Annotated in this window: 17 protein-coding genes; 9 read left to right on the top strand and 8 right to left on the bottom strand. The window is 50.5% G+C overall.

What is annotated here, in order from left to right; all coding sequences use genetic code 11:
* Positions 1-19 precede the first annotated feature (19 nt).
* The 5 genes from ACI0FJ_RS02030 to ACI0FJ_RS02010 all read left to right on the top strand — a co-directional run bounded on the left by ACI0FJ_RS02030 (position 20) and on the right by ACI0FJ_RS02010 (position 4,265).
* The gene (locus ACI0FJ_RS02030; RefSeq protein WP_424298289.1) at positions 20-439 is read left to right on the top strand and encodes a hypothetical protein; all 420 of its coding nucleotides are present in this window, start codon (positions 20-22) and stop codon (positions 437-439) included.
* Positions 440-454: 15 nt separating this feature from the next.
* A complete protein-coding gene (locus tag ACI0FJ_RS02025) occupies positions 455-1,261 on the top strand; it encodes a hypothetical protein (protein WP_424298287.1) in 807 nt (268 codons plus the stop codon).
* A 114-nt stretch (positions 1,262-1,375) separates the two neighbouring features.
* Positions 1,376-2,416, top strand: coding sequence for a tRNA dihydrouridine synthase (locus ACI0FJ_RS02020; protein WP_424298285.1), 1,041 nt, complete (start codon positions 1,376-1,378; stop codon positions 2,414-2,416).
* Positions 2,416-3,264 carry a 4-hydroxy-3-methylbut-2-enyl diphosphate reductase gene (ispH, locus tag ACI0FJ_RS02015; RefSeq protein WP_424298283.1) on the top strand — a complete coding sequence of 283 codons (849 nt, stop codon included), beginning with the start codon at positions 2,416-2,418 and terminating at the stop codon, positions 3,262-3,264. The genes ACI0FJ_RS02020 and ispH overlap by 1 nt, the downstream gene beginning before the upstream one ends.
* Before the next feature lie 44 nt (positions 3,265-3,308).
* Complete coding sequence (locus tag ACI0FJ_RS02010; protein ID WP_424298282.1) at positions 3,309-4,265, top strand: chemotaxis protein; 957 nt, start codon at positions 3,309-3,311, stop codon at positions 4,263-4,265.
* 80 nt (positions 4,266-4,345) lie between these two features.
* On the opposite strand, the gene ACI0FJ_RS02005 is transcribed toward ACI0FJ_RS02010, so the two are convergent.
* Positions 4,346-4,801 carry a tRNA (cytidine(34)-2'-O)-methyltransferase gene (locus ACI0FJ_RS02005; RefSeq protein ID WP_424298280.1) on the bottom strand — a complete coding sequence of 152 codons (456 nt, stop codon included), beginning with the start codon at positions 4,799-4,801 and terminating at the stop codon, positions 4,346-4,348.
* A gap of 86 nt (positions 4,802-4,887) precedes the next feature.
* On the opposite strand from ACI0FJ_RS02005, the gene ACI0FJ_RS02000 reads away from it, so the two are divergent.
* Both ACI0FJ_RS02000 and ACI0FJ_RS01995 read left to right on the top strand, forming a co-directional pair.
* Positions 4,888-5,412, top strand: a complete 525-nt coding sequence (locus tag ACI0FJ_RS02000) for a hypothetical protein (protein ID WP_424298278.1) — start codon at positions 4,888-4,890, stop codon at positions 5,410-5,412.
* Between the two features lie 180 nt (positions 5,413-5,592).
* The gene (locus ACI0FJ_RS01995) at positions 5,593-6,009 is read left to right on the top strand and encodes an IS110 family transposase (RefSeq protein ID WP_424298276.1); all 417 of its coding nucleotides are present in this window, start codon (positions 5,593-5,595) and stop codon (positions 6,007-6,009) included.
* Positions 6,010-6,277: 268 nt separating this feature from the next.
* Here ACI0FJ_RS01995 and ACI0FJ_RS01990 read toward each other — a convergent pair whose 3' ends face one another.
* The 3 genes from ACI0FJ_RS01990 to ACI0FJ_RS01980 form a co-directional block, all read right to left on the bottom strand.
* Positions 6,278-6,916: a peroxiredoxin gene (locus ACI0FJ_RS01990; RefSeq protein ID WP_424298274.1), complete on the bottom strand. Its 639-nt coding sequence runs from the start codon at positions 6,914-6,916 to the stop codon at positions 6,278-6,280.
* Between the two features lie 250 nt (positions 6,917-7,166).
* Positions 7,167-7,523, bottom strand: coding sequence for a PilZ domain-containing protein (locus tag ACI0FJ_RS01985; RefSeq protein ID WP_424298272.1), 357 nt, complete (start codon positions 7,521-7,523; stop codon positions 7,167-7,169).
* A 309-nt stretch (positions 7,524-7,832) separates the two neighbouring features.
* On the bottom strand, positions 7,833-9,425 hold the full coding sequence (locus ACI0FJ_RS01980) for an ArnT family glycosyltransferase (RefSeq protein WP_424298270.1): 1,593 nt from the start codon (positions 9,423-9,425) through the stop codon (positions 7,833-7,835).
* Positions 9,426-9,644: 219 nt separating this feature from the next.
* Between ACI0FJ_RS01980 and ACI0FJ_RS01975 the strand changes: the two genes are divergently transcribed.
* Positions 9,645-10,157, top strand: coding sequence for a hypothetical protein (locus ACI0FJ_RS01975; protein ID WP_424298268.1), 513 nt, complete (start codon positions 9,645-9,647; stop codon positions 10,155-10,157).
* Positions 10,158-10,612: 455 nt separating this feature from the next.
* Positions 10,613-11,824 carry an iron-containing alcohol dehydrogenase gene (locus ACI0FJ_RS01970; protein WP_424298266.1) on the top strand — a complete coding sequence of 404 codons (1,212 nt, stop codon included), beginning with the start codon at positions 10,613-10,615 and terminating at the stop codon, positions 11,822-11,824.
* A 658-nt stretch (positions 11,825-12,482) separates the two neighbouring features.
* Here ACI0FJ_RS01970 and ACI0FJ_RS01965 read toward each other — a convergent pair.
* From ACI0FJ_RS01965 to ACI0FJ_RS01950, 4 genes are all read right to left on the bottom strand, one after another.
* Complete coding sequence (locus ACI0FJ_RS01965) at positions 12,483-13,022, bottom strand: single-stranded DNA-binding protein (RefSeq protein WP_424298264.1); 540 nt, start codon at positions 13,020-13,022, stop codon at positions 12,483-12,485.
* A gap of 93 nt (positions 13,023-13,115) precedes the next feature.
* Entirely contained in the window at positions 13,116-13,463 is a 348-nt protein-coding gene (locus tag ACI0FJ_RS01960) for a hypothetical protein (RefSeq protein WP_424298262.1), read from the bottom strand.
* A 12-nt stretch (positions 13,464-13,475) separates the two neighbouring features.
* Positions 13,476-16,013, bottom strand: a complete 2,538-nt coding sequence (locus tag ACI0FJ_RS01955; protein WP_424298260.1) for an SLC26A/SulP transporter family protein — start codon at positions 16,011-16,013, stop codon at positions 13,476-13,478.
* 320 nt (positions 16,014-16,333) lie between these two features.
* On the bottom strand, positions 16,334-16,984 hold the full coding sequence (locus ACI0FJ_RS01950) for a biotin attachment protein (RefSeq protein WP_424298258.1): 651 nt from the start codon (positions 16,982-16,984) through the stop codon (positions 16,334-16,336).
* Between the last annotated feature and the right edge of the window lie 22 nt (positions 16,985-17,006).

Raw genomic sequence — 17,006 nt, 5'->3', positions numbered from 1 at the left:
ACAGGATCGGCTCTTTTTTATGATCAACACAGATTGGTTGCTTCTTGTCCTGAGCGTAACGGAAATTCTTCTGTTGCTCTTGGTAGTCGTTTTCTTTTTACGCCTGCGCCAAAGCGAAGCGGTACTCTCCAAGCTGCGTAGCAAGCAAGAAGAATTGCTGAACAAACTTCGCTTCAATGCGCAGTTGGAACAGGAAATCGTTGCCTCATTCGAACAACGTCAAAACGAACTTACCAAACTCGACCAGCTGCTCGAAGCCCGAGCTGCTGACATGAAACGCCTTCTGAAACAGGCAGAAGAAGTATGCAAATCTCCGCAGTTTTTACGAGAAATTGTGGTAACGGGATGCAAGCGTGGTAAATCGTCTCAGGAGCTGGCCCGCGCCACCGGGCTTTCCCTGGAAGAAGTCGAATTAATTATCGAACAGGCTGGTCTCTAGTCCCGCCGAACGCACATGATGCCCTACCCCAGATTTTCCGACAGGAACCAACGCATAGCCACCTTTTGCTCAAACCATCGTATTGGACAAATCGTCAGAGGACGCGTCTTAAGGCGTGATCCTGATGGATTTTATTGGCTCCGTATAGAAGGCAATGAACTTCTGGCTGATCTGGGGGAAGCCGTTCCCGAAGGCTCTCTTCATGCGTTTCGTATTGAAGCCTTGGACCCGGCAGTCATCCTCAAGCATCTCCCTCAGGCTTCCTCTTCATCCGGCCCTGGTCTTTTGCATGAAACCGCAGCACTCTTTGCCGAATACAAACGATCGCATGGCAATAGCAAAGCTGCGTTATCCCCTGAGCACCCTCAACTTTCCGAAGAAAAAAAACGTCTGCTGGAGTTGGAAAATCATATCAATACAATGTTATTTTCCGACAGAGTTGGCTTTTTTCGCTGGCTTCCCCAGCTTTTTCCCGAAACCGGAGGCGCCGAGTGCCTTGCCATCCCATCGACGGAACCAAGCCCTGACGCGACCGACCCTGCGTTGTGGCAACTCGTCGTTGACTTTGAGCCCGCTCCGGCCCGCCACGGTCAGGCAAGAATTCTCTTTAAATACCCCAGAGCAAGTTACCGACTTTTTCTCGACATACCCGCTTCATATCCAATGACAGACCGCATGCAGACTCTCGTTGCCAACCTCCTTCCGGACATCGACGTCAATTGTCTTGGAATCCGGCCCTTGCGTGGCAGGACCATGAAAATAATACAATATTTCCTTACTCCCCAGGCATCTCTGCATGGATTTTTCTCCAGCGCCATCTGAGCCTTTTTTCCTCTTTTCAATACGGTTTCGGAGCATCCCCTTTTCCTTTGACTTGTGCAGACAAAGCATTATTCTCCGACGACCAAACCAACCAAGAACTTTTCATACATAGAGATGACCGTCACTTTTTCCTCAACATACATATCCCGCGACAAACCATGGCTGGCCCCACTGGCCGGATACTCAGACCTTCCCTTCCGCCTTCTCTGCCGAGAACTCGGAGCAGGGGTCTGCGTCACGGAAATGGTCAGTGCCAAAGGACTTATATTCGGCACCAATGCCACGGCACGGCTGGTCGCCACCACTTCGGCAGACACCCCGCTGGTTGTGCAGATTTTCGGAGCGGAACCTGAATATATAGGCCTGGGGATGGACTATCTCCTCGAACATGGTTTCACATATTTTGATCTTAACGCAGGTTGCCCCGTCCCCAAAGTGGCCAAATCTGGAAGCGGCGCAGTCATGCTTAAGACGCCGGAGACTCTCTATAAAGTCGCCGAAACCATGGTGGAGCGTGCCGGAACAGGCAATGTCGGCATTAAATTTCGCCTGGGCTGGGATACGCAAAACATCAATTGTCTGGAAATCGGTCAGGAACTCGAACGATTGGGCGCAGGCTGGCTCAGCTTGCACCCCCGGACCGCTCGCCAAGGCTATTCAGGCACTGCAGACTGGAGCTACATTCGTCGCCTCGTTGAAGCTGTAGATATTCCCGTAATTGCGTCCGGCGACCTTCATACCGCCGAGGATGGCATTCGCTGTCTGGACGAAACCGGAGCGGCGGCGATAATGTTTGCCAGGGGCGCTTTGAGCGATCCGGCCATTTTTGCTAAGTTCAACGCCCTTATAAACAGTCGTCCCATTGCTCCAACCACAGGAGCCGACATTGCCTCCTTGGCCCGGAGACAGGCGGACCTTATTCGTGAGCAATGCGGCGATGCAATGCGGACATTATATCGCATGCGGAGTATCATTCCCCGCTATGTCAAGAGCTTACCCGGAGCACGATCCATCCGGAAACGCATTACAGCCTGTGTTGAATGGGAAGAACTGCAACGGATCATCGCAGATATTGAACAGACAGACTGCCCAACCTCCAAAAATTGCGCCTTCAGAGACGACGAAACCTCCCCCGCTGCAACAGGAGAAATGTAATGGACGTCATAAAGGCACAAACCGCCGGTTTTTGCATGGGAGTAGACCTCGCATTGCGCAAACTGGACGCGGTTGTAAATGCCAATAAAGACCGCCAGCTCTTTACGTTGGGACCAATCATCCACAACCCCCAGGTATTGGAAGACTACAGGCAGAAAGGAGTTCAGGTTGCGACCTCCCCTGAAGACATACCTGTCGGAGCCCAGGTGGTCATCAGAGCTCACGGGGTTCCCTGTCATGTAGAGCAGGAGCTTGTGAACCGAAATATTGAAGTGCTTGACGCCACCTGTCCCAAAGTGAAAAAGGCACAGCTTTCTATTGGTCGTTGTGGTTCTGAGGGAAGAATAGCGCTGCTGTTCGGGGAAGCAAACCACCCTGAAGTAAAAGGCTTACTTAGCTACGCTTCGTCAGGAGCCTTTGTTTTCGAAAGCCGGGAAGAATTAAACGACTTCAAATTTATGCCCGGAGAGGCGTATTGTCTGGCTGCACAAACAACGCAGGACAAAACCATCTTTGCACAAATTTCAGATGAACTGCAAAAAAACTCGGACAAAAATGTCCAGGTACTGCATACTATCTGCAATGCGACCCAAAATCGTCAGGACGAAGCAATCAAACTGGCAAAAGAAGTTGATTTCGTTGTTGTAGTCGGAGGCTTTGAAAGCGGCAATACACGGCGCCTGGCTCAAGTTGTTACAGATTCCGGTACGCCCGCAATGCATGTGGAAACTTTTAAAGACATAAAAGTGGACCAATTGCAGGGAATCCAAAGGGTAGGCCTCACGGCAGGAGCTTCAACCCCGGCAAAAATCATTGACGAGGTGGAACAATTTCTGAAAGGGTTATAGACCTTAACCGGTGATAGCATTCGGTACCAGAAGTAGGAGATACCATGTCCCAAACAAACATCCTTCTCGAAGCGGGAACCAACGAACTTGAAATCGTTGAGTTCTATATCGATGAGCCAGAGGTCTCAAAAGATCATGAATACCAAGGATACTACGGTGTAAACGTAGCAAAAGTTCTTGAGATCATTAGGCTTCCTAAAATCACCGAATTGCCTCAGGTCAACCACCCTTCTGTTCTCGGCGCCTTCAACCTTCGGTCGCATGTCATTCCGTTGGTTGACCTCTCCATGTGGCTGGGAAAAGAACGCATAGAACACGAACCGCCCAAAGTTATTGTTACCGAATTCAACCAGGTTACATCCGCCTTTCTGGTGTCCGGCGTAAACCGTATTCACCGCATCAGTTGGGAAGAAGTCGAACCGCCCAACAACTATGTTGCCCAGTTTTCCAGCAACTCCATCACTGGCGTGGTTAAGATCAAAGATCGGATTGTTTTTCTTCTCGACCTTGAAAAAATCGTGGCCGAACTCAATCCGGACCTGGGACTTCGTCTGGACGAAAGCATCGACTTCAGCCAGGGAGAACGCTACCGCGCTCTGGTCGCCGATGACTCCGCCCTGATACGGGATATGCTTCGCGATCTGCTGGAAAAAGCTAACTTTGACGTTGAAATAACCAGCAACGGCCAGGAATGCTGGGATCGGCTGCAGGAAATCCGCTCCAAAGCTGAAGAAGAAAAGAAAAAAGTGACCGAGTATGTTCAGGTTGTTGTTGCTGATATTGAAATGCCTGCCATGGATGGACATCACCTCACCAAAAAAATCAAGGCAGACTCCATCCTTCGTGATTTGCCCGTGATGCTCTTCTCTTCGCTTATTACGGACAAACTCCGCCATAAAGGCGTGGCTGTTGGCGCAGACGACCAGATATCCAAACCCGAGATCAGCAAACTGGCCCTGCGCGCCAAAGATCTTATCAAAGAGAAGCTGGCGCTGGTCTAACTCTACCTCTTTCAAAAGTGAAAAAGCCCTTAAGGTTTGTTCCTTAAGGGCTTTTTTCTTGTTGTACTGACGTCACCAAACTATTTGTCTTCCAAGACGCCTGTCTGCCGAAAGGCTTCATACAGAACAATGCTCGCAGCGTTGGCAATATTCAAGCTACGGACCTTGCCCCAAATGGGAATACGGACATGGTGGACGGTCTGTGCCTGAATATGCGGGGGAAGCCCTTTAGTCTCCGGCCCAAAGACCAAATAGTCGTCAGGTTCATACTGAAAATCGCAATACCGATTACCAGCCCGGGCACTTGTAGTGACCAGACGACCTGGCGCCATGCCTTTCAAAAAAGTCTCCCAATCATCCCACACGCTCACTTGCACATGTGGCCAGTAGTCCAGCCCTGCACGTTTGAGGTATTTGTCTTCCAACGAGAAACCCAACGGCTCAATAAGATGCAAGTGGGTCTGCGTTGCTGCGCACAATCTTGCAATCGTGCCAGTGTTGGGTGGTATTTCCGGTTCAAATAGAACTATGTGCATGCTTTTTTTCTCCAAACACAAAATGGACAGGGCAGGCCGGACCTGCCTTTTATTTCATGCACTGTCAAGCCGATACCCAAAATACCATGTCGGCACTCCCCGACTTAAGCTGGTATTCATACCAGAAAGTGAAGCTCAAAGGAGGCCGACATGGCGAGTACCAAGGTATCTCGGTAAGACGTTTTATGGAGGCGTTTGTTGGGCAGCGTTTCGTCGGAGTGGATGTTCACAAAAGGACGTTCAGTGTCGCCTTGCTGCGTCCGGACGGCATGATCAAGGATTGGTCCAGTCCTGCCGACGTTGCGCTGTTATCCCAAGTGCTTTTCCCCGCTTCCTGTCGAGATCGGGGCGGTTTGCTACAAGGCAGGGCCAACCGGCTTCGGCTTGGTGCGAAACCTAAGGTCGGCTGGGATCAAAGTGATCGTCGCCGCCCCAGCCGCATTCCCTGCCCCGTTTCTCCGACGAACAAAACAGATAGTCTCGACTGCCGTAAGCTAGCAAAGTACGCGGCCTACGGCCTGATTCGTTCAATCGCCATCCCCAGCGAAAAAGAGGAAGCCTTTCGTTCGCTGCAGCGACGTCGCCACCAACTCACCGATTCACTTCAATAGACCAAGCAAAGTATCCGTGCATTGCTGTTATCTCTGGGGATGACGGAGCCGCACAACCTCAACCACTGAGGCAAAACGGCTATAAAAGCTCTCAAGGCGCTGGTGCTGCCTTCAGGCGCAAACGATACGCTGCAAAGCCTGATTGAGGAACTCGAGTACCTCGCCACCGCATGACGCCGCGTGGATCAACGATTACGCGTCATTTCCCAGAAACAAGACGAGGCAAGACGCATTGCCGCCGTGAAGTCCGTTCCCGGAGTCGGCGAAGTCGTGTCCTCGACGTTTGCGGCAGAGATGTTCCGGCCCGGCATATTCAACAGAAGCGAAGAGGTAACAGCGTATCTCGGCCCGGCGCCGGTAGTGCAGCAAAGCGGGTTGTGCAAAGGCACGGCGCGACTTCGCCCCATCGGACAGCGGCGATTGCGAAGTCTGCTGATCAAAGCAGCCTGGATGTGGAAACAACGGGATGAGTGGGCGAGCAACTTTTACAACCGGATTTTAAGCAGGCACGGTGTACCGCAGAAAGCGATCGCCGCGCTTGCCCGAAAGCTGGCTGCCCTGCTGTGGAAACTGAGCTTGCCCGCAGCAACAGCCTAACTGATCGCGAGCTCCCTTTGGTAGCCGACTACGAACCCAAAAAGGCGATCTCAATAGACGTACCGAATCGGTACTTGGTGCCCTAGAGCACGAATAAGAAAAGGAATACTTAATGATTGCGCCAAAGGGCGAGGGTGAAGTCTGGTCTGTGAAAAGATGAAATCAAGAACACAGGGAGTTCTTGACATGGGGCCGCATAAGAAAGAGGAGCCTCACGGCTCCTCTTGATGATTCCAGAACTCAAAAGGGACGATTAGAAAGTTACAGACTAGAGCTTCTTGTGGCAAAACCACCAATCAAAGCATTCATACTGAGAAGAACGCTGCTCGGCGTCGACCACAGTGTCGGCCGGAGGAACAATCACCTCATCTTTAATGAGCTCGTTGTTCGGCCAATCCGCAGGGATGGCGACGCCGTTGGCATCGGACGTTTTCAGAGCCTTTACCGCACGGACGATTTCGTCCATGTTTCTGCCGATCTCCTGGGGATAGTAGATCATAAGGCGCAGCTTTCCTTCTGGGTCGATAATAAACACAGCTCGTACCGTATTGCTTCCCTTCCCCGGGTGCACAAGGCCCAGCTTGTTTGCGACAGGGCCGTGATCGGCGATGATAGGAAATTCGATGGTCACGCCGAGCTCTTTTTTGATCCACTCCACCCACTTGATATGGGCAAAGACCTGGTCGATGGACATCCCAACCAGTTCGCACCCGAGTTCGCGGAACTGATCCAGACGCTTCTGGAAAGCCACGAACTCGGTTGTGCATACCGGTGTAAAATCTGCAGGATGGCTGAACAGCACCCACCATTTTCCCTTCATATCCTGGGGCAGTTTCATGGGGCCGTGCGTAGTAACAACTTCAATTTCAGGAAAAAAATCACCAAGAAGCGGCATACCGATGGACATGAGAATACCTCCGTTTTTTTTTCAAATTCTTAATAAAAAACACTCTAGATAAAAAACACCTTACGAATAAATATAGCCAAGCACGCAAAGATTTCCAGTTTTTTTCCTGGATTCTTCCGCTTTGTTGATTTTAGTTATTAATCCTATTTAAGATTTATTACAAGTTGTTTTTTAAAAAAAAGGCCAGTTAAAAACTGGCCGTTCTAGTTAGACGTAATCAGATGCTACCGGATGGCGGTTAAGGCTGCTCCTAGTAAGTCATCCCGAAAAAAGAGCAATCCAGTTGTTTATTCCGAGAAGCAACCAATGCCGCGTAATCCTCCCTCAAAGGATTACTGAAAACAACCCCGCAAGAATCTCCATGTCGCCAAGCGATCTGCCCCGGTACATGTTCTACAGACAACCCCATATAATCGGGAAAATCATGTAAGGTTACGGGTTCTCCAACGGCAATGTGCTCCATGGAATCTCCGGTAGCCAACTCTATGCAGAGCCCTTCCGGGCTGATGTCCCTGATCAGCCCGACTAGGTCCGCACCTTTCAGGTGGGAAAGCATGCAGAAATCAATATCCAAAGCTACCCTAGGAGAAATGCGACGCTCTTTCATTTTATCCCCCCGCGCATGCCCCGAAGTCAACGGGCAAAATCCCTTCTACATTAACTGCCCGTATATGCGAGGCTGCTCGCTTGAATGTTCCTCTTATATATGCCTAAGCTCCTCTGATACTGTCGGCAAGTAGGGTAATTATGTAGGAACTATACATAAAACTAACTCAAGAGGCCTAACAGCTCTAAATAAAAGTAAAAAAGCAATAAAAAAAACCGGGATTACATTACAAGAATATAATCCCGGAAATTGGTTTCCGCTCTATTGCGTCCATTATATGGCAATATAAGAAACGTACCCCTACTGCGGCTAAAATTGGCCGCTATTGTCTATAGGCCATTTCCCATTATACCCGTAACACAAAAATATTGTAAACTTTCGTGCGGGCTGCCCTTTGAATTGCGTCTGGTATTTAATGGGCGGTGAAATCCTCTCGAACATCTTTTCCACTCCTTTTTCAGGAATGTCATGAAACCGCTTGGCAACGTAGATGGCGTTCCATCCCTTTTTATCCTGCGGTCCGGGCCACATATCATACTGATTCATGCGGCGATCCAACCAGGCACAGTAGGTACGAGGTTGTCCTGGAACATAAAACGCCAGAGCAGCCGTCATATCGTACAGATCGGAAAAAACAAAAACCTTTTCCGGATCTTTGAACTCAGACTCCTGAAGGGAATAGACCTTCTGCCCAAGATCATTCCACCCCTTTAAACGATGCAACGGATTTATGGAGTCCGGCAAAGGAAGCATGTAGCTGAAGTGGAGCACGAGAAATACTGCCACGCCCAAGTTGACCCACACACGCTTATAGCGCGCCCACCGGGAAGTACTATATCTCCAGAACCAATCGAAATAAAAGCCGCAGATGATAAATCCAGCCACATAGCTTACAGCAGACCAATTCGGCAGCACTTTGGAGTGGAAGCTCCAGGCAAGAAAAAACAACCAAATGGGCCAAAAGAATACAGCAAGAAGCAAGGACTTTCGAAAGTCGAGTCCAAGATTTCCATTGTCCTCTCCCCCGGCCTCAAGCCCAAGGCAGTTGCGCACGACTCGTGCCCCACCCACCAGCATGAAAATAAGCCACCAGGGGGTTATCAAGCCGACTTGGCTTCCAATGTAGTCTGGGAAACGATCAAAACGGATAAGGTGTTCTGCTTTCTGTCCGGAAACACCAATCAGATAAAAAACATGTTTGTAACCGACAAAGTCGTTCTGCACATTCCAGATAAAGGTGGGAAGAAAGCCCAAAGCAATACCAGCCACCATGGCGACAAAAAAGCGGCTCCAGAAACCGGCAGGAAGCTCTTTTCGCCAAGCCAGCACCAAGGCAAAAAAGAAAGCCAAAGGCGGAAAACCAAGCATGGTGTACTTGGCAAGTATACCCACGGCAAGAGCGAACGCCAGGATAACAAAAGGCAAGGTGAGAGCCTTACCATCACGTTCCGACGATGCCGCGTAGAGGCTGAAAAGACAAATCCCGAAACAAAGGACAAAGGGATTGTCCGTTGTCATAAGTACGCCGGACGCAAGAAAAAAAGGAGCCGTATTGGCAATAAACAATGTCCACAGCGCCACTGTCGGACGTTTCCAATATTTTGCCAGTCCGCAGTAGATGACCACTTGAGTCATCAGGGAACCTATGAGTGCTCCAAAACGAACGCCGAGCTCAGTATCGCCAAATATTGTAGTACCTGTGTGTATTATCCAGGCAATGAGAGGCCCTTTGGAATAATAGGTCAACTGCAAATGGCGGGTCCAATCCCAATACTGTGCTTCATCCTGCACAAGATTCAGTTGACCACTGGCAATAATCCAAAGCCTGGCAAGGGTCCCGACGCCTATAATAAGCAGCGCCCAAAAGTCTGGACGACGGGAAAAATCGTATCCTGATTTCAATTGTTCACCTCCGATCAGTGCGCCGTCTGTCCTACCCGAGAGAAAGCTCACTGTCCAATATCTCCCTTCCGCCTATCCTTATAAAAACTCAAAGCTTCCCCAAACGAGAAATAAGCACATACGCACTTAATGGCTAAACTTTTTCCTGAAAATGCCGAAGCAAAACTTACCAGAGCAAAATATCGCATGTATCTACTTAGTATTGCGGAGGCACATCACATGAATGGAAAAGGACTGAATCCAGCCCGAACAGCCGATTACTACGAAGCTCTTGAAAACACCGCCCTGATCAAGACACGGCACAAGAGCTTCTGGCTGGCTGCAGCCCTTGGAGGGTTTGCGGCAATTATTGATGATCTTCTTGCCATGCGTCCTCTATCCAACCTCTTTTTCCAGTCTCTGACCGGCGTATTTCTGGTTATGGTCGGCTCCTTTCTGGGTGCGCTTTGCGGTAGTCTGTTGCGCAACATGATTTTATGGATTCGCAGGCTTCCACTCGACGAAGGCGACGCCTCCATCGATGGTTCCGTTCTTGGCGCGTTCGGGGGGGCATTCTGCGGGCTCGTTTTCAAGCTGATTATCTGGTCTCCGGAGACAGCACACATCGGCGTGGCCGCAGGTGCCATGATCGGAGCGTTTATAGGAGCACTTCCCGGTGAACACGTAACCGTTATCTTACGAATGGCGGCCTCGGAGGAACTCATCCTCAAAAGGATTGCCGAAAAAGGATGAGAACGGTCTTCGCAGAAATTGGACTGTCGTAAGATAACTGGCCGTTACAACCAAACCAACCCACTGCAGCCAACTGATATCAGTTGGCTGCTTTTTTATCGTCTGTTTTCAACTACAAACAGCTTATTCCTCCATCCTCACCTGAACAAGTCTTTGTCCCTATATTCGTGGCCCAAAGTTGGAGCTACAAACTTCCCATTTTGATCATCTCGATCTGAGCACTCCACTCGCTCAAATTCTTTATTCATTGATTCAGCTGCAAAAAAACTGAGCTTATGTTCTTTTTTTCACTAAATTCCGATAACCCCCTGATAAAAAACTTAACATTTTGATTTTTAAGAAATTATTTTTTGTTTGATTAAACAAACAAAAGATGTAGATGGTTTTATCAGAGACTCTTAATGGGCTTGGGCGGCCTACTCACTCTTCATTTCGAACCATCAAGGAGTTTGGACATGTGGGAACAAAATGCCGACATCAATAAGGTATCGGAAATCCGTATTGCAGCGCGTGTATATTTTGGTTGTGGTGCTATCAACAAAATGCATGACGTTGCCCTTGAGATGAAGCAACGAGATATAACGAGCCTTCTCTGCATCACTGGAAAAGGCGCGTACCGCAAGACCGGTGCCTGGGAAGTAGTGACGGAAGCTTTTAAAGAACAGGGAATTACTATTGCCCATTATGATGGCGCCACACCGAATCCCACCATGGATCAGGTAGACGAAGCCACCGCATTGGGGCGCAAATCCAAGGTCCAGGCAGTTCTGGCTATAGGTGGCGGAAGCCCCATAGACACGGCCAAGAGCGCGGCTATTCTGCTGAGCAATCCAGAATTTAACGCACGGCAACTTTACCGTGGAGAATTCGTTCCTTCCAAGGCCCTTCCGATCGTGGTCATTAACCTCACCCATGGAACCGGTTCCGAAGCAAATCGCTTTGCCGTGGCAACCGACCTTGAAACCGAACACAAGCCAGCAATCGCATACGATTGCATCTATCCCTGGATTTCCATCGACGACCCGGCATTGATGACAAGCCTTTCACATCATCAGACACTTTCCACTTCCGTTGATGCGGTAAACCATGTTGTTGAAGCCGCAACAACGATAATGGCTTCGCCTTTCTCCATCCTGACAGCCAAAGAGACTACCCGCCTCGTGGTGAAACATCTCCCGACAGCTTTGGAAAACCCCAATAACCTGACAGCCCGCTACTGGCTGCTCTATGCCTCCATGATTGCTGGCTCCTCGTTCGACAACGGGATGCTTCATCTCACTCACGCCTTGGAACATCCGCTCAGCGCGGTGAAACCGGACTTGTCGCACGGAATAGGCCTTGGCGTACTACTTCCTTCCATCGTGTATGCCATCTACCCCAGCTGTGCAGAAGTTTTGGCCGACGTTCTCAAGCCCTTGGCCCCCGACCTGACAGGCAAGGCCGATGAAGCACGGGCTGCGGGGGCAAGCGTACAGAATTGGCTCAACAGCCTCGGCCTGACCGAGCACCTGGGCGATATCGGATTTACCAAAGAACAGATTCCCCATCTCACCCGTCTTGCTTTTGATACACCTTCCCTTGGCAGCCTGCTGGCCTGCGCTCCCATAGAGGTGACGGAAGAAGTGGTGACAACCATATTCCAGAACTCATTTAGCAACTTCGAATAATCCAACAAATCCCAATAAAAGCCCTGTCACCGCTCCCGATGGCAGGGCTTTTTTCATTACCATCCGTCAATAGGCATCCGCTTAAACCGGGATAAAATCCATATTTTTCCATTTCACTTTCCACGTTGCCTCTTACGTACCCAATAGCAAATTCAGCCAACAATTCTTTTGATGTTATCTAGACAGAAGCACTTTTTTTTAATATGTAATACGTATTCATAAAAACAAATATGGCAAGGAGAAGGCTATGTGCGATAGTTGTGGTTGCGGTCCCAAGAAAGAGTCCCGTTATCAGAAGATGCAACACGATCTGGAGCACCCCCATGATGGGGAGCACAGCCACGAACATCCCCACGCGCATGACCATGAACACACGCATGCGGATGGCACCACCCACTGCCACTCACACGACCATGTGCATGAACATGAGCACACGGAACATGATCACCCCCATGACCACGTGCATGGGCACGATCACCCGCATGATCACAAACATTAGTATTCTTTTCCCAACTTTATGGAAGAGCGGAGAGTTCGAAACTCCGTGTAATCTATGGTAAGGAAGAGTTGGTCCAGTGCCTCCAAATAAAAAGCCCCGTCAAATTTGACGGGGCTTTTTATTTGGTCTTCCAAAATCGAAAGAGAGTAAAAGTATAACTTAAAACGGTACGTCATCCATTCCGCTGGCTTCGCTGGGGAATGCAGGCCCCATTTCGTCCTCTTGAGGCTGTTGCTGCTGATACTGCTGCCGCCTCTGAGCCTGTCCACCCTGAGGAGCCTGAGAAGAACCGTATCCGTCCTGCTGACCGCCGTAGCTCTGTCCTTCGTATCCGCCCTCTCCGCCCTGGGAAGCACGATCAAGTCCCTCTACCCGGCCGCGGAACATATCGACAACCACTTCCGTAGTGTACCTGTCCTGACCGTCCCGGTCTTGCCATTTGCGAGTTTTAAGCTGGCCTTCTACATAAACAAGACGTCCCTTGCCCAAATAGTTAGCGCAAAACTCCGCACTTTTTCCAAAAACGGCTATACGATGCCACTCGGTACGTTCGACCTTCTCTCCGCTCTGGCGGTCTTTATACGATTCGTCCGTGGCAATATTGAAGTTGGCAACAGGCGATCCGGAAGGAAGGTAGGACAGTTTGGCGTCTGCCCCCATACGCCCGATGAGCATGACTTTATTCAGGCTGCCAGCCATAGTGGTCTCCTTGTAGTATGACGCAACAGAATGCTGAAAACGTCTGTTCGATTGTGCTGCCGCTCGACACTGGTAAGCTGTCGAAGGCGACGCTTAAACTTTAGGCATGTCAGATTCGAGTTCGGAGAGCAAGTCCTCGAGTTGGTAGCTCAAGGTATCGGCTGTAGCCGGGTCCCAATCCGCAAGAGCATCCTGCATTTTAGTCTTGCACTCCATCAAGGCGGGAATGGCCTTTTCCAACTCCGCTTTAACATCCGCAGGGATATCACCAAAACGAAATTGGTCTTCCAACTCATCCACCAACTCCGGCACACCGCCAGGCTGACGGACACCTCTCGGCGCGTCGGGCCACGCTGTCGCATAAAGCTTGGGCCAGACCTTTTCCACATCTTCTGTTTTAAAGGTCTGCGCCGTTACCCGAATCTGCAAAATTTTCCCCATGAACTTGTCTTCCTATTTAAGCAGGTCGCGCACCTTGAGGTTGGCCTCGAACACGCGCCCGGCGAGAAGGTTCACAACAAAACGATGCACGTCCGACACCAAATGCGGCTGTTTGGCCTGCATGGTTTCGAGCATCTTTTTGGAAAGGCGGAATAATACGCAGTCTTCAGCTGCTACAATCGAGGCTGACCTAGGAGCATCGGTATAAATACCCATTTCACCAACAACGGTGCCAGCACCCATTTTCTTCAACCGCAAAATCTTATTCCCTTCCAGTTCCAACTGCACGTTGACCATGCCGGACTCAACAAAATACATGGCGTCTGAGGCATCTCCCTGGCGAAAAACATAGTGCCCCTTGCGGACTTCGACCCGCTCCAGAAAATTCATAAGCAGATTGATTTCCGCTGAATCCCGGAACCCGCCAGCCAACAGTTCCGGCAAAGTTTTTTCCCGTATCTGCAAGGCGTCCTCCGCCTCCAAAATACGGTCTTCGCACCATTCCAAAGCAAAATCCGAATCCACGAAAGTACGACAGGAACCATCTGGTTCGTTCAAGCTGAACCCGCCCTCTTCCAACTGACGCTCAACTTCAAAGGGGATGCTCGTAAAAATAAGTGAAATGCCGTTTTCCAAGGCAACGCGCTTCATCTGAAGCAAACCGATTGCAACCGCAGAATCCAGCCCATTGACCAAGCGGAAGTCCAGAATAACGAATTTCAGCGGCATCTGATCCGAATTTGCAATACGTTCACGGATATGCCGCACCAGGGCATACATTGCGCCGAGAAAAACAAATCCCTGCAAACGCAAAATATAAACCTGCGCTCCCTTGCTGTTCAAAATAGCCAATTGCGATGGTGCACGGTCCACGTTGCTGTGGTTGGTCGCACCGGACAAAGTAAACTTGACCACGTCGACCTTGCCGTACCGGCTTACCAGCACAAATACAGCCAGAGCCGCACCGACGCCCATCCCCAACATCAGCCCCTGGGTGATCGTCAACAAAAATATGATGAAGAGGACTGCATAGTCGTCCTTGCGGGTAAACATGCCCCAGGTATCGACAAGCCAGCGAGTCAACAGCTTCAAACCAAAAAAGACGAGAATGCCATAAAGAATAAAGCGGGGAATGTAGGCCCAAGCGAAGCCGATAAAATACAGCGCTCCACCGCACAAAATAGCGGCAAGAACGGCAGCCGACGGCCCGCCTGCTCCGGCACTGCAATTGGCCAGGCTCCGTCCACGGGAAAGGGAGCCCGAAAGACCGCCAGCAAGACTGGCCACGATATTGGCCTGGCCCACAGCACATAACTCGCGGTCCAAGCTCAAGGCAAAGCCAGATTCCGTTTCGATCTCCGTCACCTTGAGCATCAGCATGGAAGCGATAAGACCAGCCAAGGCTGCTGCAAAAGGAAAAACGGACCGGACAACGTCCCAGTGAATTTTGTTCAGAAAGGAGACATTGTAAATCTCCCAGAAATATTCAGAATCAAAGCCTTGGAAAAGCCAGCCCTGCTCATAGGCAACCTGCCTGTCCATACCAGAATACAACATCCAGCCATAAAATGCCCCAGCCCCGGCGAGGAGCAGGACAGGAAAAACATAGAAGCGGCGCAGACGTCGCAATGCGATGTAGAGCACCAGACCGAAAGCCAAGGCCGCAACCCAAGGGATGGATCCTTCCAGCCCCCCCAGAGCCAAGAAACGCTCATATACAGGCATGCCGTCAGTGTAGGTGTCGAGAACACCTCGCAAATAGAAAACGCCTATCCCCGCCATAAGCCCCCCCACAACCTGATGGGGGATGAACCGCATCCAGCGTCCCAGTCCGGCCTTGCCCACAAAATAGACCACCAATCCGGCAATCAGGCCACACATGATAAGCGAGGCGGCAATAGTTGGGAATACAGGATCTCCTGGATACGTTGCGATCAGCCGGGTGTGGACGTCGAGAGCCAACAGCCCCAATACTGCGGCAGAACCTGTTTCAAGTCCTCCCAACGCGTAGGGGATTCTGGAATTGGAGGCGATAAAAAGGCAAACCAACGCTGCCCCAATAAATCCCATGCTCATGGCAAAAGGCATGTCGGCAGGAGCAGTAACCGGATCGAAAATAAAAACCACAAACGCAAGAACAAAGGCAATAGAGCTGAAGCCGCCGAGGCAACCGGCAAAAATATTTTTCAGGAAAGAACCGCCGAAAAAAGAAACTCGGGCAGGTGCGGAAGGATCATCATCTGTCAAAGGAATCGCAGGGCCGACAGCACCGGGGATGTACTCGTCATCCTCTTCTACATCCGAAGTGTCATCTGCCCCATCGTAAAAATCATAAGTTCCCAGGTCGATTCCGTTGCCTTCCCGACGGGAACTCTCTTCGTCGTCTACGTCAATGTCGGGTTCCGGAGGTGTCATCTCACGTGCAGCAACGCCCGCAGCAGAATGGCGCGGGAAATGCCCTTCTTCGCCAGGCACGACTTCAGGCATGGAATTGAGAACAGCCTCAAGTCGCTCTTCGTCCGGCGGTACCTCATCCGGAGTAATAGTCACGCCTTCCTGGCAACGAGGACAACTCACGGTCCGCCCGACATATTTGTCCGGTACACCCTTTTCCAATCCACACGAATCGCAATGGAACCTAGCCACCGTAAGCGCTCCCTGGTCTATGTCCGCAATCAGTGGGAAATGAAACCCGATCTACCGTTACGGCAGCCGGTTGTCCGGCCATCGCTCAACCTTTTTCCGGACTCGTGCGCAGGTCAAAACTCCTGAAAGCTTGGCCTGCCTGCACACATGTCCGTGTATGCCTTCGGCTAAAGCATACTCTGAATCCGGGACGTTAATCAACTCGTACAAACGCGAGATTGTTCCTATTCCCCTTCTTCCCACTCGCTGCGAACCCTTGCCACGACCTCCTGGATCATGGTGAGCTGATCGCCAGGGCATACGCCGATTAACGGGTCGCCACTGTCCACATTCTGGTTGTGCTTAAAGTACACGGCATAGATCTGTCCTTCCGGTCCTGTATAAGTAAGGCCGGTTTCACGCTTCATGCGCGACATAATGAACAAATCCATACCATCTTGCACACCCACGCTCATTTTCCCGGAAGATCGCATTTTCTTGTCAATTTCCGGAATGAAATAATACTTGGCCCGCTCCGGCGCCCGAAACAGATACAATGTTTTTTTAAGAATAATGTCGATGACTTCCTTGCGGGTCAGGAAGTGACGAATTGTCATCAGCGGAGTTCCAGCCTCCACGAACTTCCCTGCCCACTGGCTTTCGACATGCTCCACCTCACCCTTTTCCGTTGCACAGATAGGCTTGACGTTGCGTTCCCGATCTATTTTTGCCAGCAGTGTACCGGGTTTTTCATTCCAAGTCCCCGAAGGTCCCATAACGGCGGTTCCCGGTTCCGTGGCAACAAACTCGATGCGTCCGGTATGCGGGGCAACGACTTCAATCATTTTATAAGGAGAAGCTTTAATCTCCTCCAGCAATTCCTTGACGTTGATCATGCCAATATCTCTCCTGTGTGGA

The organism is Desulfovibrio sp. 7SRBS1 (assembly GCF_049723905.1).
Lineage (GTDB): Bacteria > Desulfobacterota > Desulfovibrionia > Desulfovibrionales > Desulfovibrionaceae.
The sequence above is the reverse complement of the archived record's forward strand: the minus strand, read 5'-3'. Positions and strand labels throughout refer to the sequence as shown.